This window comes from Bacillus sp. FSL K6-1012, assembly GCF_037964915.1.
GTDB classification, from domain to species: Bacteria; Bacillota; Bacilli; order Bacillales; family Bacillaceae; genus Bacillus; species Bacillus halotolerans.
The window spans coordinates 861,937-884,041 of record NZ_CP150175.1; the positions used below are offsets into that span (position 1 = coordinate 861,937).

Genomic DNA, 22,105 nt, shown 5'->3' on the forward strand with positions numbered 1-22,105 from the left:
AAAAAAGGATTGTTCAGCAAAACTGGACACTGGTAATGTGACAAGGAAACATCTTGATCTGAATAATAGATTCTGATCACCAAAGAAATGGATTTTGAAAAATAAGAAAATGACCGGGCGAAAAATGGTATGATCTAGGTAGAAAGGACGGCTGGTGCTGTGGTGAAAAAGCGATTCCATTTTTCTCTGCAAACAAAAATAATGGGGTTGATTGCGGCGCTGCTGATCTTTGTGATTGGCGTGCTGACAGTCACGTTTGCCGTTCAGCAAACAAAAGAAGGGCGAAAACAGGCAGAGCAGCTGGCGGTACAGACGGCGAGAACGATTTCCTATATGCCGCCGGCAAAGGAGCTTATCGTGTCGAAAGGCGGGCAAGCTGCCGAGGCGCAGGAGGTCATTGAACAAATGAAAGAACAGACCGGCGCTTATGCGATTTATGTGCTTGATGAAAAAGGAATGGTCCGAACCGCCTCGGAAAATAGCGGAAATAAGCATCTGACGAGAAGCAGAGAAATCCTGTTTGGAGGCTCTCACGTCTCAGAGACAAAAACGGATGGACAAAGGGTGATTCGTGGCAGCGCACCGATTATCGAGGAACAAAAGGGGCGCAGCCAAGTGATCGGCAGCGTGTCCGTTGATTTTCTGCAAACGAAGACAGAGCAAGGCATTAAGAGACATCTGCGAGACTTAAGCTTCATGGCTGTACTCGTGCTGCTGCTTGGATTTGCCGGTGCCGCCGCGCTTGCCAAAAGCATCAGAAAGGATACGCTTGGCCTTGAGCCGCACGAAATTGCATCTCTTTATCGGGAGCGGAATGCGATGCTGCGGGCGATTAAGGAAGGGATCATCGCCACCAACCGTGAAGGCATTGTGACGATGATGAACGTATCAGCGGCTGAGATGCTTAAGCTTTCCGAGCCTGTGATGAACGTGCCTATTGATGACGTGATGCCGGGAGCAGAACTGATGTCTGTGCTTGAGCAGGAAGAAATGCAATCGAATCAGGAGGTATGTGTCAACGACCAAGTCTTTATTATCAATACAAAAGTCATGACACAAGGCGGACAGAGGTACGGAATCGTTATCAGCTTCAGAGAAAAAACAGAACTGAAAAAGCTGATTGACACGCTGACAGAGGTGCGTAAATACTCAGAGGACCTGCGCGCTCAGACTCATGAATTTTCCAATAAGCTATACGCGATTTTAGGGCTGCTTGAGCTTGGTGAATATGACGAAGCGATTGAACTGATTAAAGAGGAATACGCCATCCAAAATGAACAGCATGATATTTTATTCCAAAATATTCATTCGCAGCAGGTGCAGGCGATTTTGTTAGGAAAGATGAGCAAAGCATCGGAAAAAAAGGTGAAGCTGTCGATCGATGACAACAGCACACTTGGGCCTCTTCCTCCTCATGTCGGCTTGTCCCATCTCATTACAATTATCGGCAATTTGATTGATAACGCTTTCGAAGCTGTAGCGGATCAAAGCGTACAGGAGGTTTCATGTTTTATTACAGATATCGGACGGGATATTGTTATCGAAGTATCCGATACGGGATTGGGAGTGCCGCCTGATAAAATGGAGGCGGTGTTTGAAAGAGGCTACTCTTCAAAGGGGATGAAGAGAGGCTACGGACTCGCCAACGTAAAAGAGTCAGTGCGTGAGCTGGGAGGCTGGATCGAGCTGACAAATCAAAAAAGCGGGGGAGCGGTATTTACTGTTTTTATACCGAAGGAGAAACAGACAAAGGGGGAATCCATTTGATTCACATCGTGATTGCGGAGGATGATTTTCGGGTTGCGCAAATTCATGAGAGATTGATTCAACAGCTTGATGGATTCAGCATTATCGGCAAAGCGGGCAATGCAAAAGAGACAATGTTGCTTTTGGAGACACACAAAACTGATTTGCTGCTATTGGATATTTATATGCCGGACGAGCTCGGAACAGCATTGATTCCAGAGATACGGAGACGGTTTCCGGAAGTGGATATTATGATCATCACAGCCGCAACGGAAACCCGCCACTTACAGGAAGCGCTGCGGGCGGGGATCGCAAACTATTTGATAAAGCCTGTATCGGCTGACAAGTTCAAACAGGTGCTGCTGCAGTATAAAGAAAAAAGGCAGGTGCTGCTGTCTCAGCCGGAGGTCAGCCAATCCATGATTGACCATATTTTTGGGGGCAGCTCTAAGGGAGCTGTCACTGCGGAGGATTTGCCGACAGGCATCAATCCGATCACGCTGAAAAAAATTAAAGAGGCGCTGTGTACTGCCGGGAGAGGAATGACAGCGGAAGAACTTGGAGAAGCAATGGGTGCGTCACGAACAACAGCCCGCCGCTATGCCGAGTATCTTGTGTCTAAGGAAGAAGCGCGAGCCGAGCTGGAGTACGGGATTATCGGCAGACCGGAGAGAAAATATTATTTGGCGGCTGAATAGCGATGAAAAAACTTGTGATCATATTCATTTGTCTATTGGTCTTCATGCAAGGTGACATCCGGAAGGCGGCCGCTCCCCGTCTGCCGGACGGGCCGATTGAGATCGTTGTGCCTGCCGAGCCTTCCGGGGGCTGGGATGTAACGGCGCAGGCGATTCAATCCGTGCTCAGGCAAAAACAGCTGATGAAAGGCGGGATTCATATTGTGTATAAGCCCGGGAGCGGAGGCGATAAAGGCTGGAAATATGTCAACCAAAGCGGCAGGAAGACTATCAGTATGATGTCCAGTTTAATCCTGAGCAATTACCTGCTCGGTCAAAGTAAATTAAAAACTGATGATTTTACGCCGCTGGCGATTCTCGCTAAGGAATGGCAGACTGTCGCTCTTCCGAAAGGGTCGGCGCTGAAAAGCGGAAAGGATGTGCTGAAAGAGATCAAGAAGCATCCTGGCAAAGTCAAAATCGGTTTTTCCCCGGGGCTTGGCAATGACGATCAGCTCTCGTTCGTCAGAGCCGCTGATATGTATGGGATTGACCCTTTCGACATTGAGTTTTTACAGTTTGACAGCAGTGAAGAATTGATCCAGGCGCTTATCAGGCATGAGATAGAAGCAGCTTCCATGACTGTTTCAGAAGCCAAGCCGTACGAGCGAAACGGCGAGATTACATTAGCCGCCGTCACGTCAGATAAAAGGCTGCCCGGTTTTCCAAAAGTGCCGACGTGGAAAGAGCAGGGCATTCCGTTTGTCTTCTCTCATTGGAGAGGGGTGCTGGGACCGAAAAACATGTCTGAGGAAGAGATTTCTTACTGGGACCAAGCATTAAAAAAGGTGACATCCTCGCCCGAATGGAAGCAGAAAATAAACGAGCAGGACTGGGAGAGCTTTTATTTAAACAGCAAGGAAACGAAACGGTTTCTTGAAGAACAATCAGCGTTTTATCAAACCATCATGACAGGCAATTAAGCAAAAAGTATTCTGCCGTAGGCGGAATGCTTTTTTTGTGTTTAGAAATGACCAAAAAGAACAAAACGGTTTTAAAAAATTAAAAATACAAAAAAACCAAATTATTTACTTGAGACCGTTTTTCTCATACGATGACAAAAAGGCAAAAGGGGAATAGGGGATAAAATGTAAGCGGATTCATTTAAAGGGGGAATGAATGTGTTAGCAATCTTAGGATTTCTTATGATGCTTGTGTTTATGGTACTGATCATGACAAAACGGCTTTCTGTCCTGACCGCATTGGTTTTGACGCCGATTGTGTTTGCGCTGATAGCCGGTTTCGGGTTCACTGAAGTTGGCGATATGATGATCTCGGGGATTCAACAGGTGGCGCCGACGGCTGTTATGATTATGTTTGCGATTTTATATTTTGGAATCATGATTGACACTGGGCTTTTTGATCCGATGGTTGCCAAAATATTAAATATGGTCAAAGGCGATCCGTTAAAAATCGTTGTCGGGACAGCGGTTCTTACGATGCTTGTTGCATTGGATGGAGACGGTTCAACAACCTATATGATTACAACAAGCGCGATGCTTCCGCTCTATTTGCTGCTCGGCATCCGGCCGATTATATTGGCGGGAATTGCCGGAGTCGGCATGGGGATTATGAATACGATCCCGTGGGGAGGCGCGACGCCGCGGGCGGCGAGCGCGCTTGGGGTTGATCCGGCTGAGCTGACCGGGCCTATGATCCCTGTGATCGCGAGCGGAATGCTTTGTATGGTCGCAGTTGCGTATGTGCTGGGTAAAGCGGAGCGCAAACGGCTCGGCGTGATTGAGCTGAACCAGCCGGCCGATGTCAACGAACCAGCCGCTTCGGTTGAAGATGAGTGGAAGCGGCCGAAGCTTTGGCGGTTCAATTTGTTGTTAACGCTTTCATTGATAGGATTTTTAGTATCAGGCAAAGTCAGTTTAACGGTGCTGTTTGTCATCGCATTCTGTATTGCACTCATTGTGAATTATCCGAACCTCGATCATCAGAGACAGCGTATTTCAGCACATTCAAGCAACGTGCTGGCCATTGGCTCCATGATCTTTGCAGCAGGCGTTTTTACGGGAATTTTAACAGGCACCAAAATGGTTGACGAAATGGCGATTTCGCTTGTGTCGATGATTCCTGAACAAATGGGCGGCTTGATCCCGGCAATTGTAGCATTAACTAGCGGCATTTTCACATTTCTCATGCCGAATGACGCGTATTTTTACGGAGTGCTGCCGATTTTATCAGAAACGGCTGTCGCATACGGTGTTGATACAGTCGAAATTGCCAGAGCCTCAATTATCGGGCAGCCGATTCATATGCTGAGTCCGCTAGTGCCATCAACACATTTGCTTGTCGGGCTTGTCGGTGTCTCAATTGACGATCATCAAAAATTCGCTTTGAAATGGGCGGTTCTCGCCGTGATTGTCATGACGGTTACCGCTTTATTGATCGGTGCCATTTCGATTTCTGCATGATAATTCAGGCGGAATGACATACACTAACGGCATACAACGTACCGGAGGTGTCTTCATGAGTAATCCTTATATGCCGCTGACTTCAGTCAGAAGCGGGACTGGGTTCGAGGCCGCAGAGGGTGTACATGGTCTGACCGTGCAAATTGCGAATGTCTATTTTATTCAGTATCCTTCTGAACCTCATTCATTTATTTTAATAGATGCCGGCATGCCTCAATCAGCCGGCATGATTTTAAACGAAGCAAAACAAAGATTCGGTGATGACTACCACTTGAAGGCCATTATTCTGACACACGGGCACTTTGATCATATCGGGGCCATTGAAGAGATCCTTGAGCATTGGGATGTTCCTGTTTATGTCCATTCGCGGGAAATGCCTTTTGTGACCGGAAAAGAGGATTATCCGCCGGCGAGGCCAGACAGCAAAAGCGGTCTGGTTGCCAAGCTGTCGCCGCTGTTTCCGCGCCATTCGATCGATATTTCCGCTCATGTTCAAGCACTGCCTGAAGACGGCACTGTTCCGTTTTTGGACGAGTGGATCTGGATCGCAACACCGGGCCACACACCGGGCCATATTTCATTATTCCGCGAGGACGGCCGTGTGCTTGTCGCTGGCGATGCGGTGATTACAGTTGAACAGGAAAAAATGGCTGACGTCTTCATTCAAAAACAGGAGCTTCACGGCCCGCCGGCTTATTTCACACCTGACACTGAGATGGCCGCCGAGTCGATTCAAAGACTTGCCGAACGAGAACCGGAAGCGCTGCTGACCGGGCACGGCATCCCAATGACAGGCAGAAACTTTCGCAGTGATTTAATGGAATTGGCCCATCATTTATCATCCCTTTGACACTCGCAAACGCGGGTGTTTTTTTATTTGTTTTTCCAAGAAGATGCAGAAAAATCATTTGTCTTCCCGCTCAAAAACGATACAATGAGAAGCATGAATGCGATTTGGAGGAGAGAGTTTGTTGGAAGATAAAGAAATACTCTGGAACGAAGCGAAAGCGTTTATTGCCAATTGCTATCAGGAACTCGGAAAGGAGGATGAAGCGCAAGACCGTCTCGATGACATTAAAAGTGAGATTGACCGGACTGGAAGCTATGTACATACAAAGGAAGAGCTAGCGCACGGGGCGAAAATGGCTTGGAGAAACAGCAACCGCTGCATCGGCAGACTGTTCTGGAACTCGCTGAATGTCATTGACAGACGTGACGTCCGGACTAAAGAAGAAGTACGGGACGCTCTGTTTCATCACATTGAAACCGCCACAAATAACGGGAAAATCAGGCCGACCATTACGATTTTCCCTCCGGAAGAGAAGGGCGAAAAGCAAGTTGAGATCTGGAATCATCAGCTGATCCGGTATGCGGGATATGAATCCGACGGAGAAAGAATCGGCGATCCTGCTTCCCGTTCTCTCACCGCAGCCTGTGAGCAGCTCGGCTGGCGCGGAGAGCGAACTGATTTTGATTTGCTGCCGCTTATTTTCCGCATGAAGGGTGACCAACAGCCGGTCTGGTATGAGCTGCCCCGGTCACTGGTGATAGAAGTTCCGCTGACCCACCCGGAATTCGAAGCGTTTTCTGACCTGAAGCTGCAATGGTACGGCGTGCCGATTATTGCGGATATGAGGCTTGAGATCGGGGGCGTTCATTATAATGCCGCACCGTTTAACGGCTGGTATATGGGAACGGAGATCGGTGCGAGAAATCTGGCTGATGAAAAGCGGTATGATAAGCTCAAAAAAGTGGCATCCGTTATCGGTATTGCCACTGATTACAATGCGGATTTATGGAAGGATCAGGCGCTTGTTGAATTGAATAAAGCTGTCTTGCACTCGTATAAAAAGCACGGCGTCAGCATCGTCGATCATCACACGGCTGCAAGCCAGTTTAAACGGTTTGAAGAACAGGAGGAAGAAGCGGGCAGAAAGCTGACGGGTGACTGGACGTGGCTGATACCGCCGATTTCACCCGCCTCCACACATATTTTTCACCGATCTTATGACAATTCAATCGTCAAGCCGAATTACTTTTATCAGGATAAGCCTTACGAATAGACAATTGAAAACCGGTGATGGCCTTCAAGGCTGCTGGATTCAGTGACAGAGATGCCGGTAACCTTTGAAAAGGGGCTGCCTTTCTTCACGGCCTCAAGAAATGATTGCAAGGCGTTTTCCGGCCCTTCGGCCAAAATCTCGACACGCCCGTCATCACGGTTTTTGACCCAGCCGGTGAGTTTATGCTTATCGGCTTCCGCTTGAACAAAGTAGCGGAAACCGACACCTTGAACCCGGCCGTCAGCAACGATTCGATATTGAAGCATGTAAAAAACCACCTTTTCTTTTTATGATAATCAATCATTTTATATCCTGTAAAGGAGTTGTGTTTGTATGACATCAGCTCATTATTCCATTCTTTCTCTTAATCTGGGAAAGCCGCAGACGCTTGAATATGACGGAAAGAAAATAGAGACCGGCATTATGAAGCGGCCGGCAGATTCCGCAGTGATGCTGTATCGGGAGAATTTTGAGGGAGACGGACAGGCGGACCTCGTCAATCATGGCGGCCCTGATAAGGCTGTCTGTGTCTATTCCGCGGAGCACTATCCGTTTTGGACGGAGTTTCTCTCAAGATCGCTCCCGGCCGCCGCGTTTGGTGAAAATCTTACGGTGCAAGGCCTGACTGAGGAGGACGTTTGCATAGGGGATGTCTTTCAGCTTGATGATGCTGTTGTTCAGGTCAGCCAGCCGCGTCAGCCGTGTATAAAACTTGCCAAAAAGTTTGGTGTGAAGGATATGGTGCTGAAAGTTCAGCAAACCGGATATACAGGATTTTATTTTCGCGTGCTGGAAGAGGGCAGGGTCGCTCCGGATGCAAAGCTCGAACTGCTGTCCAGAGGCGAAAAAGACATATCCGTCCAATTCGCAAACCATATCAAATACCATGACACAAAAAATCTCGCCGCCATTGAACGGATTTTAAGTGAAGAAGCATTGTCGGAAAGCTGGAGATCTTCCTTTATCAAAAAACGGGACAGGATGCTTCCGATTCAATAAAAAAGCCGCGCATCTAAACGTGCGCGGCTTTACCATGTCAGGATTGTTTTGTCTTTGTTTCAAGCAGGTTGGCAAGAAAATAGGTTTTATAGCTTTGAAGCTTTCTTCCTTCATATTTCGTGATACCCTGCTTTTTTAATTCTGCCACATACCAGCCTTTACTGCCGTAATGCATGTCAGAAAACTCCTTTCCCTATCTGATTGACCAAACGATTGGCATTGTAACATCTATCAAAAGATGCTGAAAAGAGATGCGGGAAAAACTGAGTCTTTCGCACTAGTGATGCGAACGTTCTTCCTGTATGTATATGCGGAGTAAACGCTGAATATGATTTTAATGCCCGGTGAGTTTCAGCACGACAATGCCAAGTGTCATGATGCTGAACACAATACCGATATATGTAAGCATCCCGTTTTTTTTCTTCATGCCGAAAACGGTCATGATGATGCCTTCAATAAAAAAGACGATTCCAAAAATAATAAACCACATGCGGACAAAGGCTCCTTTCAAGACATTAATCCTAGTGTAGCATATCTGGATGGGCCGGGCTGTGACAATATAAAGAAGCCGGGCATACGCCCGGCTTAGGTGTTTTATTGTTTCTCAACCAATTTGACTAATAGCTGTGCCAAATGTTTTTTCTCATCATCATCCGCAACGCTCCAAAGTTCCTGAAGCAGCATTTCTTCGCCGTTTTGCGGCTCTTCATGCTTTGCGAGGTAGTCTCCCAGGATCGCAGCGTTTTTGACAAGCTTGCCGTCATCTAATCCTAATTTCTTGCCCCGGTTAACTTGTTTTTTCAGGTAGTCTTTAAATTCTTCAAAGTCTTTTAACATTTCTTCTTTTATTGTTCCGTGCATTGCATTCATTTCGTTTTCAATTTGGATTTTTTCTTGATCTCTGTTCATTACAGTGCCTCCTCCTGCAGAATAGTGATGATTTACCTGTAAAAGGAGGAGGTTAAACATACGAAATGTGTTTTTACAGCTTTGTCAGGATAATCGGTTCGTCTTTGGTGATGACGATGGTGTGCTCAACTTGGGCGACCATGCTTTTATCCGGCGTCTTAAAGGTCCAGCCGTCTCCAGCTTCGACGATAGTTTCCGCTTTTGTTGAAATGAATGGTTCAAGTGCGATCACTGTGCCGTTTTTGAAAAGCGCGTTATCAAATGGATCATAATAGTTCATGATGTGGTTCGGCGCTTCGTGAAGGCTTCTGCCGATTCCGTGGCCGGTCAGGGTTTTAATGACGGTAAATCCTTTAGAACGTGCTTCATGATAAACGGCTCTCCCGATCTGATTTTGGCGCTTGCCGGCTTTTGCCTGCTGCAGCCCTTTTTGGAAGGCATCCTCTGCGCATTGGCATAGCTTGTGAAGACGTTCTTCTCCTTCACCGAGCACAAACGAGATGCCTGTATCGGAGTAGAAACCGCCGAATTCAGCAGAGATATCAATGTTCACAAGATCTCCGGCTTTTAAAATAGTGGATGTGCTTGGAATACCATGCGCCACTTCATCATTTACGCTGATGCATGTCACACCAGGAAAGTCGTATTCTTTTTGCGGAGCCGAAACAGCGCCATGCTCGTCAAGCACCGCTTTTCCGATAAGGTCAAGGTCTTTAGTGCTCATGCCGGGCTCTGCTTTCCGTTTCATTTCTTCACGCGCCAGCGCTACAATTCTGCCGATTTTTTTCAGGCCTTCTAATTCTTGATCGTTTGTTACAATCATCTGTCATTCCCGCTTTCTTTTTAAATAATCTAGTTTAAGCTTACCACAATTGGCTCTAGAATAGGAAACACGCGAACCTGGGAAAAAAGAAATATGCCGGGAAAATTGGTATAGATCACTAGATATCTTGTATGGTATATTTTTAAAAAAGGGTAAGAGGGGGATGGGTATGCTTTCATTTTTACAAAAGCTTGGAAAGTCATTTATGCTCCCGATTGCGGTTTTGCCTGCAGTTGGGATTATCCTTGCACTTGGCAGGGAGGATTTATTCGATATCCCGTTTGTTTATCAAGCGGGAACTGCTGTTTTTGATCACCTGCCGCTTATATTTGCGATTGGGATTGCCATCGGCATTTCAAAGGATAGCAATGGGGCCGCGGGTTTATCAGGGGCGATTTCGTATCTGATGCTCGACGCGGCAACAAAATCGATTAATGAAGCAAACAACATGGCGGTATTTGGGGGAATTATTGCCGGATTAATTGCGGGTTACACCTATAACCGCTTCAAGGATACAAAACTGCCGGAATATCTCGGATTCTTCAGCGGCAGACGGCTTGTGCCGATTGTCACCGCTATTTTTACAATCATTTTAGCAGGAATATTCGGTTCGATATGGCCGCCGATTCAATCGGGAATTAACGCGTTTGGGGAGTGGATGCTTGGGCTTGGAGGAATCGGCGCGGGCATATTCGGCTTATTCAACAGGCTGTTAATTCCGCTCGGTCTTCACCACGTGCTCAATAATATTTTCTGGTTCCAATTCGGCGAATATAACGGAGTGACAGGTGATTTGGCGCGCTTTTTCGCTAAAGACCCGACAGCGGGCACATACATGACGGGATTCTTCCCGATTATGATGTTCGGCCTTCCGGCGGCATGTCTGGCAATGATTGTGACTGCCAAGCCGTCAAAACGAAAAGCAACGGCCGGGATGATGATCGGGTTTGCGTTGACTGCGTTTATCACAGGGATAACCGAGCCAATTGAGTTTGCATTTATGTTTTTATCTCCGCTGTTATACGCTGTGCATGCAGTCTTAACCGGACTGTCGTTATTCATCGTTAATTTGCTCGGCATACGCTCTGGATTTTCTTTTTCAGCCGGTGCGATCGATTATCTTTTGAGCTACGGAATTGCAGAAAAGCCGCTGCTGCTGCTTCTGGTAGGTATATGCTATGCGGCTGTATACTTTGTCGTGTTTTACGTCTTAATTAAGACGTTGAATTTGAAAACGCCGGGACGTGAGGATGATGACTTGGATGAAGTGCTGGACGAGAACACAGCACAGTCTGTCAATGAAAACATCATGCTGAAGGGGCTTGGCGGAAAAGAAAACCTGCAGACGATCGATCACTGTGCGACAAGGCTGAGACTGACAGTGAAAGATACTTCTTTAGTGGATGAAGCGTTATTAAAGAAAGCAGGCGCAAAAGGAGTCGTCAAATCGGGCGGGCAATCAGTACAAGTCATTATTGGCCCGAATGTAGAGTTTGCGGCAGAGGAATTACGTGCTGCAGTGAAATAAAAAAAGCAGAGAGGCCAGCCTCTCTGCTTTTTTCTTATTTATCTTCGTCTTCTGTTGACGTCTCTGAATCCTCGCCGTGTTTTGTGTAATCATAATCGGAAGGGTTCACCTTTGTAAAACCTTTCGGGTTGTAGAAACGCAGCAGGTCTCCGTTTATGATTTTATCGGACATTTCGAGTTCCTTCTTGACGAGTGAGTCTTCTGACTTGTCGATCTCAGATTCATCAAGCTGTTTCCCGGTTTTTGTGTCATAGTACTTGCCGGATATTTTCGTGTACTTCGGTGATATAAAGTCTCCGTTGCGGAACGGAATTACTTCACGGTGTTCTTTAGATAAAATATCAGAACCGGACATCAAGTAGTCTTTCGTATCCACTCCGAGCAAATGCAGAAGGGTTGGAGCCACATCGACGTCTCCGGCATATTTATGAACTTTTTCGCCCTTCACGCCGGCAGCGTGGATAAAGAGCGGCACCCGCTGAAGCTGGGCGTTGTCATAATCGGTAATTTCATCTTTGCCAAGCACTTTCGCCATCGCGTTATTGTGGTTTTCAGAGATGCCGTAGTGGTCTCCGTACATCACGATAACCGATTTATCATATAACCCGTCTTTTTTCAGGTCATTGAAAAATTGTTCAATGGACTGATCAAGGTAATGGGCTGACTGGAAGTAGTTGTTGACGACAGAGTCGCCAAAGTCTCCAGCCGGGAAGTCAGTATCCCCCTCATCCATTCCGAATGGGAAGTGGTTAGACAGGGTAATGAACTTCGTATAGAACGGCTGCGGCAAGCTTTCTAACAGCGGCATTGATTCTTTAAAGAACGGTTTATCTTTCATGCCGTAGTTTTTCGTGTTTTCTTCGTTCATGTCATAGTAAGCAGAGTCGAAGAACTTATCAATGCCTTCCGCTTTGTACATTTCGTTTCGGTTCCAGAACGTCTGCGTATTCCCGTGGAACGTAGCAGATGTGTAATCTTTAGACTTCAAAATCGCCGGAACGGATTGAAGCGTGTTTTGCGCTTTATTAACGAAAACGGAACCCTGGGCCAGCGGGTACAGAGAGTTTTCCATCATAAATTCTGCATCCGATGTTTTACCTTGTCCTGTTTGGTGGAAAAAGTTATCAAAGTAGAACGTTTCGTTATCGTGCGCCAGTTTATTTAAGAACGGTGTCACTTCTTTGCCATCAATTTTATAGTCGATGATAAAGGACTGTAAAGATTCAAGTGAAACGTAAATGACGTTTTTTCCTTCCGCTTTGCCGAAATACACATTGTTCGGCACATCGTAATTGGCTTTCATGTAGTTCTCAACTTCCGTTACATCGCTTGAATCGGCAAGTGCGCGCTGGCTGTTGGATTTGACATTCTGCACAGCGTCATAAATCGTGAAATTGTATGTTCCTAAATATTTGACAAGATAGTTTCGGTCAAATGATCTTGTCAGCAATTCAGGACGGTCTGACTCCGCAACTGCCAGGTTGATTAAGAAAACGAGAATCGAAGACGCAAGAACGATTCGGAATGATTTTTTGTTAGACGTATCGGCAGGCTTGTTCACTTTAATCGCTAAGATAATCAGAATGATCGTATCGATAAAGTAAAAGGCGTCAGTCGGTCTCATCAGCGAAAATGCGCTGTCACCGAGTTGGCCGCCGTTTGTTTTAGCCTGCATAATGACCGGAATCGTAATAAAATCATTGAAGAATCGGTAATACACAATGTTTGCGTACAGTAAAAAAGACATTAAAAAATGAATCACTATGATGGCTGTCTGCTGTAATTTTTTCTTGAACAAAAGTCCAAATCCAAGAAAGAATAAGCTTGAGCTGAGCGGATTCACAAAAAGCAATATTTTCTGGATCGTGTTGTCTATTCCTAAATTGAAGTTCAGGACATAACCGACATACGTCTTTACCCATAACAGGACGACCGCAATTAAGAAGAAGGCCAGTCCTCTTTCTTTTATAAATGTTTTCATTGTTACACTCCTTTTTTCCGATCACAGTTCGAGCGAAACGATAGAAAAAACGAACGTATCCAATATAACACGAATCGGCTGATTAGAAAAGTGAAAATCGTCCGATGGAAAATGTGGCGAAAAACGCCGTCGAATCAACGTTTTCCTAGGAATTCGCCAGATGTAAAAGCAGGTCTCTTTCTGTCAATAAAGGAATAATATGGTTTATGGCAGCTGTATGATAAAATATGTTCATTAATGAAAAGAGGTGGGACGATGGATTATTCTCATATTGTGTCTGAAGATAAGATTAAACGCGCCATCAAAGACGGAGAATTTGACAACCTGCCGGGAATGGGAAAACCGCTGCCAAAGGATGATGCGGCCCACTTGCCGGAATCCCTGCGGATGGGCTACCGAATGTTAAAAAATGCAGGGATGGCTGAGGATGAGGGTGCACTTAAAAAAGAGCTTATGACCCTCAACCATTTAATCTCCAAGTGCTATGACGAAAAGGAACGTGAGCAATTAGTAAGAAAAAAATCAGAAAAGCAGCTGATGCTCGATAAGCTTGCCGACAAAAAAGGCATGTTTTCCAAACCAGCGTCATCGTTTTATAAGAATCAAGTATATGAGCGGCTGGGACGAAACAGACCTTCTTCCACTTAGTTTTCCTTGTCAGGCGATGTTTTTTAGCCGTCCAGCTTCCTTTCTTCCTCAATTTGACTCAGTTCTGTCTGCCCTAAAAGGTTTATGTTTTTCCATCTGTGGGGAATTGACCCATAAACGGGAAAGGGTGATGGGATGCAACAACTATTAGAATGGGTAGAGCGTATATCTGATTGGCTGTGGGGGCCGCCGCTAATTATCTTACTGACGGGGACGGGATTGTACTTCACCATTTTGCTGAAGTTTTTTCAATTTCGCTATCCTTTATACATTTTGAAGCAGACGATCGGCAGCGTAGGAAAAAAGCCAAAGGGAGAGGGGACAGTTACGCCGCTTCAGGCATTGACATCAGCCCTCAGTTCGACGATTGGGGCGGCGAACATTGTCGGAGTGCCTGCGGCTATCATGTTTGGCGGTCCCGGGGCTGTTTTTTGGATGTGGCTGGTCGCCTTATTTGCTATGGCGATTAAGTTTTCAGAAAGTGTGCTTGCGGTTCATTACAGGGAAAAAAATGAGCAGGGTGAATTTGTCGGGGGACCGATGTATTACATAACAAAAGGGCTGCGCATGAAATGGCTCGGCGTGTTTTTTTCTGTTGCACTGATCGTAGAGCTGATTCCAAGCATAATGGTTCAGGGGAATTCAGTTTCAGTCTCTCTTGCCGAAACGTTTTCTTTCAATAAAATATACGCCGGAATCGGCATCGCGTTTTTGATTGGTTTAGTTGTAATTGGCGGGGTGAAGCGGATCGGAAAAGTAACTGAGTTTGTTGTGCCTCTCATGGCAGGTGCATACGCGGGAGCCGGTCTCCTGATTGTTCTTATGAATCTTTCATCTGTTCCGGCGTTTTTCTCTCTCATATTTTCGAATGCGTTTACTTCTTCTTCGGCAGCAGGAGGATTTGCAGGCGCTGCCTTGGCTGAAACCATCCGCTGGGGGTTTGCCCGCGGCCTGTATTCTAATGAAGCCGGGATGGGAACCGCCCCGATTGCACATGCGGCGGCAATGACTGACCACCCCGTAAGACAAGGCTTCTGGTCTGTGATCGGCATTGTCATTGATACCTTGATCATCTGCACCACCACGGCGTTTGTCGTCCTTGCATCGGGTGTCTGGACAGGGAAGAACGCCTCAAGTGACCCAGCAGCACTGACTACGGCTGCCTTTCATCATTATTTCGGATCTGGCGGAGGGTACTTCGTTTCGATTTCTCTCGTCTTTTTTGTTGTCTCGACCATTATGGTTGTCATATTTTACGGCGTAAAACAAGCTGAATTTCTATTCGGACGGCTGTCGGGACATGTCATTAAATTCGTTTATTTAGCGGCTATTATCATAGGTGCCGCCGGCGGAGCAAAAGCCATCTGGGGCTTTCTGGACTTAGCGTTAGTTTTTATTCTCGTTCCGAATGTGATTGCGCTGTTATTATTGAGCAAGAAGGTAAAAGCGCTGTATACCGAATTTTTCACATCTGAACAGTATTACCTGAAAGATAGAAGAAAAACGAAACAGAGTGCTGTTTACCAGACAAAAGAAGCTGAAAACTCTTAGGGTTTTTGGAACTCAACATCGTCTTACTCTTGATGATCAATTAGATGAACAAAGGCAGCAAGATCGCATCACCACATTAATGAGCGTTATTGACTCTGAGGCTTTCTGTAAGTAAAGCCTCTCTGGAACCTCTGATGGCGGACTCGGCGATCGGTTCTTCAATGCTTCTCCTTTAGCCGCCTTTCATTTTTACAATCAGGCATTTTGACGTCGACAAAATAATAGTTTCAAACTCGTCTCTGCCAATACACTGGAAATAGACAGCGTATTGGCAGAGATTCTTCGTCTTTCTCTATTTCATCCTTCAGATGCCGCAAAAAGGAAGGAGGGCGTGATCCTGAATAGATTCAGATTTTACGATTCCTTCGATATATATAACAAATCCGCACAGTCCATTTCCGAAGTCAAACCCTTTAAACACGATATCTCTGAGCAGCTTTCTGTTAATAGTGTTTTCCTTGAGATAGGAGAAATCGGCCCTTCCTTGTTGGCCTCGAGCTCACGGAGGAACTTGCAGGGCATTCTCGTGTTTATTCATAGGGTTCACCTCTCAAAACATTTGCTAGCTTTTTAGAGTAACCTTTCTGTTAAGCCATTCTATGACTTTACGAATAGTATGAAAGCGCTATAAAAAGTTGTTGACTACATGTATATACAGGAATACAATATAAACATAAATTGTATATACAAGTTATCAAACGGAGGGGTTGGCATGGGGGAACTGAACAGATCAGCACGGCAAATTGTTGAAGCAGTCGGCGGTGCTGAAAATATTGCAGCGGCAACTCATTGTGTAACACGTTTACGCTTCGCGTTAATAGATGAAAGCAAGGTTGACCAAGAGGCGCTGGATCAAATCGATGTTGTAAAGGGATCGTTTTCGACAAACGGACAGTTTCAGGTTGTGATCGGCCAGGGAACAGTCAACAAAGTATATGCGGAACTGGTCAAGGAAACGGGGATTGGCGAGTCAACAAAGGACGATGTGAAGAAGGCCTCAGAAAAAAATATGAATCCTTTGCAGCGTGCTGTGAAAACGCTTGCAGATATCTTTATTCCGATTTTGCCGGCGATTGTCACGGCGGGTCTCTTAATGGGAATCAACAATATCTTAACGGCGCAGGAGATTTTCTTCAGTACAAAATCGATTGTGCAGGTGTACCCGCAGTGGGCGGATCTTGCCAATATGATCAATTTAATCGCAGGCACGGCCTTTACGTTCCTGCCAGCGCTGATCGGCTGGTCGGCGGTGAAGCGGTTTGGCGGCAATCCGCTCCTCGGCATTGTGCTCGGCGTTATGCTCGTGCATCCTGATTTACTGAATGCGTGGGGCTATGGCGCCGCGGAACAAAGCGGAGAGATCCCCGTATGGAATCTTTTCGGCCTTGAGGTGCAGAAGGTCGGCTACCAAGGGCAGGTGCTCCCGATTTTACTCGCTTCGTATTTGCTTGCCAAGATTGAATTGTTTTTGACGAAACGGACGCCCGAGGGAATACAGCTTTTAGTCGTCGCGCCGATTACCCTGCTCGTGACGGGTTTTGCGTCCTTTATCATTATCGGTCCGGTCACATTTGCGATCGGGAATGTGTTAACTTCGGGGCTTATCTCGGTGTTCGGCTCATTTGCCGCGCTGGGCGGGCTGCTGTACGGCGGCTTATACTCAGCGCTGGTGATTACCGGAATGCATCATACGTTTTTGGCAGTTGATCTGCAGCTGATCGGCTCTAAGCTCGGAGGCACATTTTTATGGCCGATGCTGGCGCTTTCAAATATCGCCCAAGGATCAGCGGCGCTGGCGATGATGTTTATCGTAAAGGATGAGAAACAAAAAGGTCTTTCCTTAACATCAGGCATTTCCGCTTATCTGGGCGTTACAGAGCCTGCCATATTCGGGGTGAACCTTCGCTACAAATTTCCGTTTATCATTGCGATGATCAGCTCAGGGCTGGCCGGGATGTATATCTCATCTCAAGGCGTTTTGGCTAGCTCCGTCGGTGTTGGCGGCGTGCCCGGCATTTTCTCGATTATGAGCCAGTACTGGGGTGCATTCGCAATCGGAATGGCGATTGTCTTGATTGTTCCGTTTGCCGGAACATACGCTTATGCGCGACTGAAACGTAAATAACAAAGGGGAGCGGGACGTGTTTTTGACGGTCCCTTTTTCCCATTTTCATTAAAAAAGACGGTGGTGGAGACAGATGAAAACAGAACAAACACCATGGTGGAAAAAAGCCGTGGTTTATCAAATTTATCCGAAAAGCTTTAAAGATACGACGGGAAACGGCATTGGCGATTTGAATGGAATTATTGAAAAGCTTGATTACTTACAAACGCTTCAGGTTGATGTTCTTTGGCTAACGCCGATTTACGACTCGCCGCAGCATGATAATGGGTATGATATTCGGGATTACTTCACGATTTATCAAGAGTACGGCACAATGGAAGATTTTGAACGCTTATTAGCTGAAGCGCACAAAAGAGGCTTAAAAGTCGTCATGGATCTAGTGGTCAATCATACGTCAACTGAGCACAAATGGTTTAGAGAGGCGATTTCTTCAAAAGACAGCCCATACCGTGATTTTTATATATGGAAAAACCCGAACGAAGACGGCACAGCCCCGACAAACTGGGAATCGAAATTCGGCGGCTCGGCATGGAAGCTTGACGAAGCTTCAGGCCAATATTATCTGCACCTGTTTGATGTCACACAGGCTGATTTGAATTGGGAAAATGAAGAGGTCAGAAAGCATGTCTATGAGATGATGCATTTTTGGTTTGAAAAAGGAATTGATGGCTTCAGGCTTGATGTCATTAATCTGATTTCAAAAGACCAGCGCTTTCCGAATGCGGAAGACGGCGATGATGGCCGTACCTTTTACACTGACGGGCCGCGGGTGCATGAATTTCTGCATGAAATGAACGAAAAGGTGTTTTCACATTATGACAGCATGACGGTCGGTGAGATGTCTTCTACATCGATTGACCATTGCATCCGTTATACAAATCCGGGCAATGAAGAGCTTGATATGACGTTTAACTTCCATCATCTCAAGGTCGATTATCCAAACGGAGAAAAATGGGCCTTGGCTCCGTTCGATTTTCTGAAGCTGAAGGAGATCTTATCCGTGTGGCAGACGGAGATGCAGGCGGGAGGGGGCTGGAACGCTTTGTTCTGGTGCAATCACGATCAGCCGCGCATTGTATCGAGATATGGAAATGACGGTCCATATCGGGTGAAATCAGCAAAAATGCTTGCGACGGCCATTCATATGATGCAGGGCACGCCTTATATTTATCAGGGTGAAGAGCTCGGCATGACCAATCCGAAGTTTACCGGCATCAGCTCCTATCGGGATGTCGAGTCGCTGAACATGTATCACGCCTTCAAGAAAAAAGGCATGGCGGAGAAAGAGATTTTAGCCATTTTACAGGAAAAGTCCCGTGACAATTCCAGAACACCCGTCCAGTGGGATGATACGCCGAATGCCGGATTTACAACAGGCACGCCATGGATACCCGCCGCCGGCAATTACCGGGAGATCAATGCCGAGGCGGCGCTAAAGGACAAACACTCGGTCTTTTATCACTACCAGAAGCTGATCCAGATCCGAAAAACCTATGACATTGTCACGGAGGGAACGTATGAACTGATCGCAAAGGATGATCCGAACGTTTTTGCGTATATGAGACATGGCGAAAATGAGAAGCTGCTCATCATCAATAATTTTTACGGGACGGAGGCAGCCTTTACACTGCCGGACACGCTGAAGCCCGGCGAGTGGAAGGCAGAGGTGCTTCTGACAAACGATGAAGAGAGAGAAGAACTGAAGAATATGACGCTCCGACCGTATGAGTCCATTGTTTATCATTTAACAAAACCGTGCTAAACTAAGCTGGGTGGTCATAAATGAAGGTGAATAAATTTATCACAATCTATAAAGACATCGCACAGCAAATTGAAGACGGCCGATGGAAGGCGGAGGAGATTCTTCCGTCTGAACATGAATTGACCGCACAGTACGGCACATCAAGAGAGACGGTTCGAAAGGCGCTTCACATGCTGGCTCAAAATGGATATATCCAGAAAATCAGGGGGAAAGGCTCCGTGATTCTCAACCGTGAAAAAATGCAGTTTCCGGTCTCTGGGCTTGTCAGCTTCAAGGAACTGGCGCAAACTTTGGGGAAAGAAACGAAAACAGCCGTTCACAAATTCGGGCTGGTGCCCCCGTCAGATCTGATCCAAAAACAGCTTCGGGCACAGCCGGATGATGACATATGGGAAGTGATCAGGTCAAGAAAGATTGACGGGGAGCATGTCATTTTGGACAAGGACTACTTTTTCAGAAAGCATGTGCCTCACCTGACGAAAGAAATTTGCGAAAACTCCATTTATGAATATATTGAAGGAGAGCTTGGTCTTTCGATCAGTTACGCGCAGAAAGAAATTGTGGCCGAGCCGTGTACGGATGAGGACAGGGAATTGCTTGATTTACGCGGCTATGACCATATGGTGGTTGTGAGAAACTATGTCTTTTTAGAGGATACAAGTCTCTTTCAATATACGGAAAGCAGACACCGTCTGGACAAATTCAGGTTTGTCGATTTTGCGCGACGGGGAAAATAAAGAGCGCCTGCCTGCGGCAGAGCGCTTTTTTCTCTTGGTATCAAAATTGATACTATCATACAAAAATGTGCGTACTTTTACTTTTTATGAGAATGGCTACAATAGAAGTGAGAGTAACCAAAAGGAGAGGTGCTTAACATGGCAGATGTAAAGAAACAAATTCTGGACGCATACAATTTCAGACATGCGACAAAGGAATTTGACCCGAATAAAAAAGTATCAGACAGCGATTTTGAATTTATTTTAGAAACAGGAAGACTGTCTCCAAGTTCACTCGGCCTTGAGCCTTGGAAATTCGTTGTTGTCCAAAATCCCGAATTCCGCGAAAAGCTTCGCGAATACACATGGGGCGCGCAAAAGCAGCTTCCGACAGCAAGCCATTTCGTCCTGATTCTGGCGCGTACAGCGAAGGATATGAAATATAATGCGGACTACATCAAACGTCATTTAAAAGAAGTAAAACAAATGCCGCAAGACGTGTATGAAGGCTATCTCAGCAAAACAGAGGAGTTCCAGAAGCACGATTTGCATTTGCTTGAAAGCGACAGAACCCTGTTTGACTGGGCATCCAAACAAACCTATATTGCGCTTGGCAACATGATGACAGCCGCTGCGCAAATCGGCGTTGATTCCTGCCCTGTGGAAGGCTTCCAATATGATGAAATTCATCGCATCCTTGAAGAGGAAGGCCTTCTGGAAAACGGAAGCTTTGATATTTCTGTTATGGTGGCGTTCGGCTACCGTGTGCGAGACCCTCGTCCGAAAACAAGATCTGCTGTTGAAGATGTTGTGAAGTGGGTATAAAAAAGAAAGCTGCTCGATAAGGGACTGACCCCATAAGATGAGACAAATAAAAAACACCTTCAAGTTTGAAAACGGATAGTTGTTATCCGAAATAAGACTTGGAGGTGTTTTTTGTATGGGAACAAGAATGAGTTATCCGATTGAAGTCAAACAGAAGGCTGTAGAAATGAGATTGGCAGGTGTGCCTATGAAAGAGATCATGCAGGAATTGAATATCAAGAATAAGACGCAGGTTCAGACATGGGTTAGATGGCATAAGGCTGGGGAAACACATCGATTTGAACAGCCTGTTGGTAAGCAATACACTTACGGAAAAGGTCCGGAGTACTCTTCCGAATTAGAGAAACTGCAGGCTGAGAACCGTTATCTGAGACAACAAAATGAAGTTTTAAAAAAGTACAACGAATTGGAAAGGAAGTTGATAGTCAAACGTCAGTCGAACTTGTAGAAGTATTGCGCAACACAATGACCGTACAGAATATCTGTGTTCATTTAGGTATTTCACGAGCATCTTATTATCGTTGGAAAAAGAACCTGACGAAAGATCATCCCAAATGCCATTTGGAAAAACAAATCGGCACGTTGTGCCGAGAGCACAAGTATCGATATGGATATCGAAAAATTACAGCTATATTAAAAAAGGGAATGCGTATTAACCATAAAACGGTTCAGCGTATCATGCAGAAAAATCAGTGGCAGTGCCGGGTTAAGGTGAAAAAACGCAAGAAGAATGGGCAGCCATATGCCGTGGTCGATAACATATTGAATCGGAACTTTCAGTCTGATCGTCCTCTTGAAAAACTAGTAACGGACATCACATATTTGCCTTATGGACAGAAACAATTGTACCTTTCCAGTATATTGGATGTATACAATGGAGAAGTGATTGCTTTCACGATTGGAGATAAGCAGGACACAGACTTTGTCTTAAACACACTTGAGCAACTGCCAACACTGCCTCAGAACTGTGTGTTACATAGTGACCAAGGATCTGTGTATACATCTTATGAGTATCAGAAAGCTGTTAAAACAAAAGGCATTACCATGAGCATGTCCCGCAAAGGGACGCCCGCTGATAATGCCTCCATCGAATCGTTTCATTCCTCACTAAAGTCTGAAACGTTCTATCTTTACAGCATTGATCGAACCACGACCACCATCGTAGAACGCACTGTCAAAGAATACATTTATTATTATAACAACATTCGTATTCAAACGAAACGAAACAGCCAATCACCAATAAGCTATCGGCAATTAGCTGTATAAAAG

20 protein-coding genes and 1 pseudogene are annotated in these 22,105 nt (G+C 45.9%); 15 read left to right on the forward strand and 6 right to left on the reverse strand.

Translation table 11 applies throughout. The annotated features are described in order from the left end of the window. The first annotated feature begins 159 nt into the window (after positions 1–159). The 6 genes and pseudogenes from NSS75_RS04390 to nosA all read left to right on the forward strand — a co-directional run bounded on the left by NSS75_RS04390 (position 160) and on the right by nosA (position 6,969). A pseudogene (locus NSS75_RS04390) lies at positions 160–1,792 on the forward strand (sensor histidine kinase). Next, complete coding sequence (locus NSS75_RS04395) at positions 1,764–2,444, forward strand: response regulator (protein ID WP_106021448.1); 681 nt, start codon at positions 1,764–1,766, stop codon at positions 2,442–2,444. The pseudogene NSS75_RS04390 and the gene NSS75_RS04395 overlap by 29 nt, the downstream one beginning before the upstream one ends. A 2-nt stretch (positions 2,445–2,446) precedes the next feature. After that, positions 2,447–3,406, forward strand: a complete 960-nt coding sequence (locus NSS75_RS04400; protein WP_216395052.1) for a tripartite tricarboxylate transporter substrate binding protein — start codon at positions 2,447–2,449, stop codon at positions 3,404–3,406. A gap of 198 nt (positions 3,407–3,604) precedes the next feature. Next, positions 3,605–4,906 carry a citrate transporter CitM gene (gene citM / locus NSS75_RS04405; protein WP_216395051.1) on the forward strand — a complete coding sequence of 434 codons (1,302 nt, stop codon included), beginning with the start codon at positions 3,605–3,607 and terminating at the stop codon, positions 4,904–4,906. A gap of 55 nt (positions 4,907–4,961) precedes the next feature. Beyond that, entirely contained in the window at positions 4,962–5,756 is a 795-nt protein-coding gene (locus NSS75_RS04410) for an MBL fold metallo-hydrolase (RefSeq protein ID WP_185848175.1), read from the forward strand. Positions 5,757–5,877: 121 nt separating this feature from the next. Further along, complete coding sequence (nosA, locus tag NSS75_RS04415; protein ID WP_103672408.1) at positions 5,878–6,969, forward strand: nitric oxide synthase; 1,092 nt, start codon at positions 5,878–5,880, stop codon at positions 6,967–6,969. Here nosA and NSS75_RS04420 read toward each other — a convergent pair. After that, positions 6,960–7,235: an acylphosphatase gene (locus NSS75_RS04420; protein ID WP_010333374.1), complete on the reverse strand. Its 276-nt coding sequence runs from the start codon at positions 7,233–7,235 to the stop codon at positions 6,960–6,962. The two genes, nosA and NSS75_RS04420, sit on opposite strands and share 10 nt — an antisense overlap. A gap of 67 nt (positions 7,236–7,302) precedes the next feature. On the opposite strand from NSS75_RS04420, the gene NSS75_RS04425 reads away from it, so the two are divergent. Then, positions 7,303–7,968, forward strand: coding sequence for an MOSC domain-containing protein (locus NSS75_RS04425; RefSeq protein ID WP_185848174.1), 666 nt, complete (start codon positions 7,303–7,305; stop codon positions 7,966–7,968). A 37-nt stretch (positions 7,969–8,005) separates the two neighbouring features. Here the strand turns inward: NSS75_RS04425 and NSS75_RS04430 are convergent, their stop codons facing one another. The 4 genes from NSS75_RS04430 to map all read right to left on the reverse strand — a co-directional run bounded on the left by NSS75_RS04430 (position 8,006) and on the right by map (position 9,700). Then, on the reverse strand, positions 8,006–8,143 hold the full coding sequence (locus tag NSS75_RS04430) for a YflJ family protein (RefSeq protein WP_024120569.1): 138 nt from the start codon (positions 8,141–8,143) through the stop codon (positions 8,006–8,008). A gap of 159 nt (positions 8,144–8,302) precedes the next feature. Then, positions 8,303–8,458 (reverse strand): hypothetical protein, encoded by a 156-nt coding sequence (locus NSS75_RS04435; protein ID WP_185848173.1) that lies wholly within the window; start codon positions 8,456–8,458, stop codon positions 8,303–8,305. A gap of 104 nt (positions 8,459–8,562) precedes the next feature. Next, positions 8,563–8,877 (reverse strand): DUF3243 family protein, encoded by a 315-nt coding sequence (locus tag NSS75_RS04440; protein WP_339236167.1) that lies wholly within the window; start codon positions 8,875–8,877, stop codon positions 8,563–8,565. Between the two features lie 73 nt (positions 8,878–8,950). After that, positions 8,951–9,700, reverse strand: coding sequence for a type I methionyl aminopeptidase (map, locus tag NSS75_RS04445; protein ID WP_024120572.1), 750 nt, complete (start codon positions 9,698–9,700; stop codon positions 8,951–8,953). A 169-nt stretch (positions 9,701–9,869) separates the two neighbouring features. On the opposite strand from map, the gene nagE reads away from it, so the two are divergent. Continuing rightward, positions 9,870–11,228: an N-acetylglucosamine-specific PTS transporter subunit IIBC gene (gene nagE, locus NSS75_RS04450; RefSeq protein WP_198097950.1), complete on the forward strand. Its 1,359-nt coding sequence runs from the start codon at positions 9,870–9,872 to the stop codon at positions 11,226–11,228. A 34-nt stretch (positions 11,229–11,262) separates the two neighbouring features. On the opposite strand, the gene ltaS is transcribed toward nagE, so the two are convergent. Next, a complete protein-coding gene (ltaS, locus tag NSS75_RS04455) occupies positions 11,263–13,209 on the reverse strand; it encodes a lipoteichoic acid synthase (RefSeq protein WP_024120574.1) in 1,947 nt (648 codons plus the stop codon). Positions 13,210–13,464: 255 nt separating this feature from the next. Between ltaS and NSS75_RS04460 the strand changes: the two genes are divergently transcribed. The 7 genes from NSS75_RS04460 (at position 13,465) to NSS75_RS04490 (ending at position 22,102) form a co-directional block, all read left to right on the forward strand. Beyond that, positions 13,465–13,857 (forward strand): DUF1992 domain-containing protein, encoded by a 393-nt coding sequence (locus NSS75_RS04460; RefSeq protein WP_059291655.1) that lies wholly within the window; start codon positions 13,465–13,467, stop codon positions 13,855–13,857. Positions 13,858–13,992: 135 nt separating this feature from the next. Next, positions 13,993–15,408 (forward strand): sodium:alanine symporter family protein, encoded by a 1,416-nt coding sequence (locus tag NSS75_RS04465; RefSeq protein WP_024120576.1) that lies wholly within the window; start codon positions 13,993–13,995, stop codon positions 15,406–15,408. Between the two features lie 712 nt (positions 15,409–16,120). Further along, positions 16,121–17,533: a PTS system trehalose-specific EIIBC component gene (gene treP / locus NSS75_RS04470; protein ID WP_339236176.1), complete on the forward strand. Its 1,413-nt coding sequence runs from the start codon at positions 16,121–16,123 to the stop codon at positions 17,531–17,533. A gap of 73 nt (positions 17,534–17,606) precedes the next feature. Further along, complete coding sequence (gene treC, locus NSS75_RS04475; protein ID WP_268545102.1) at positions 17,607–19,295, forward strand: alpha,alpha-phosphotrehalase; 1,689 nt, start codon at positions 17,607–17,609, stop codon at positions 19,293–19,295. Positions 19,296–19,315: 20 nt separating this feature from the next. After that, positions 19,316–20,032, forward strand: a complete 717-nt coding sequence (gene treR, locus NSS75_RS04480) for a trehalose operon repressor (RefSeq protein ID WP_024120578.1) — start codon at positions 19,316–19,318, stop codon at positions 20,030–20,032. A gap of 138 nt (positions 20,033–20,170) precedes the next feature. After that, a complete protein-coding gene (locus NSS75_RS04485; RefSeq protein ID WP_038954167.1) occupies positions 20,171–20,836 on the forward strand; it encodes an NAD(P)H-dependent oxidoreductase in 666 nt (221 codons plus the stop codon). Positions 20,837–20,951: 115 nt separating this feature from the next. After that, positions 20,952–22,102 (forward strand): IS3 family transposase gene (locus NSS75_RS04490; protein ID WP_339236186.1). Its coding sequence is split into 2 segments (ribosomal slippage): positions 20,952–21,225 and positions 21,225–22,102, totalling 1,152 coding nucleotides; the frame shifts between segments, so codons are not numbered across the junction. The last annotated feature ends 3 nt before the right edge of the window (positions 22,103–22,105 follow it).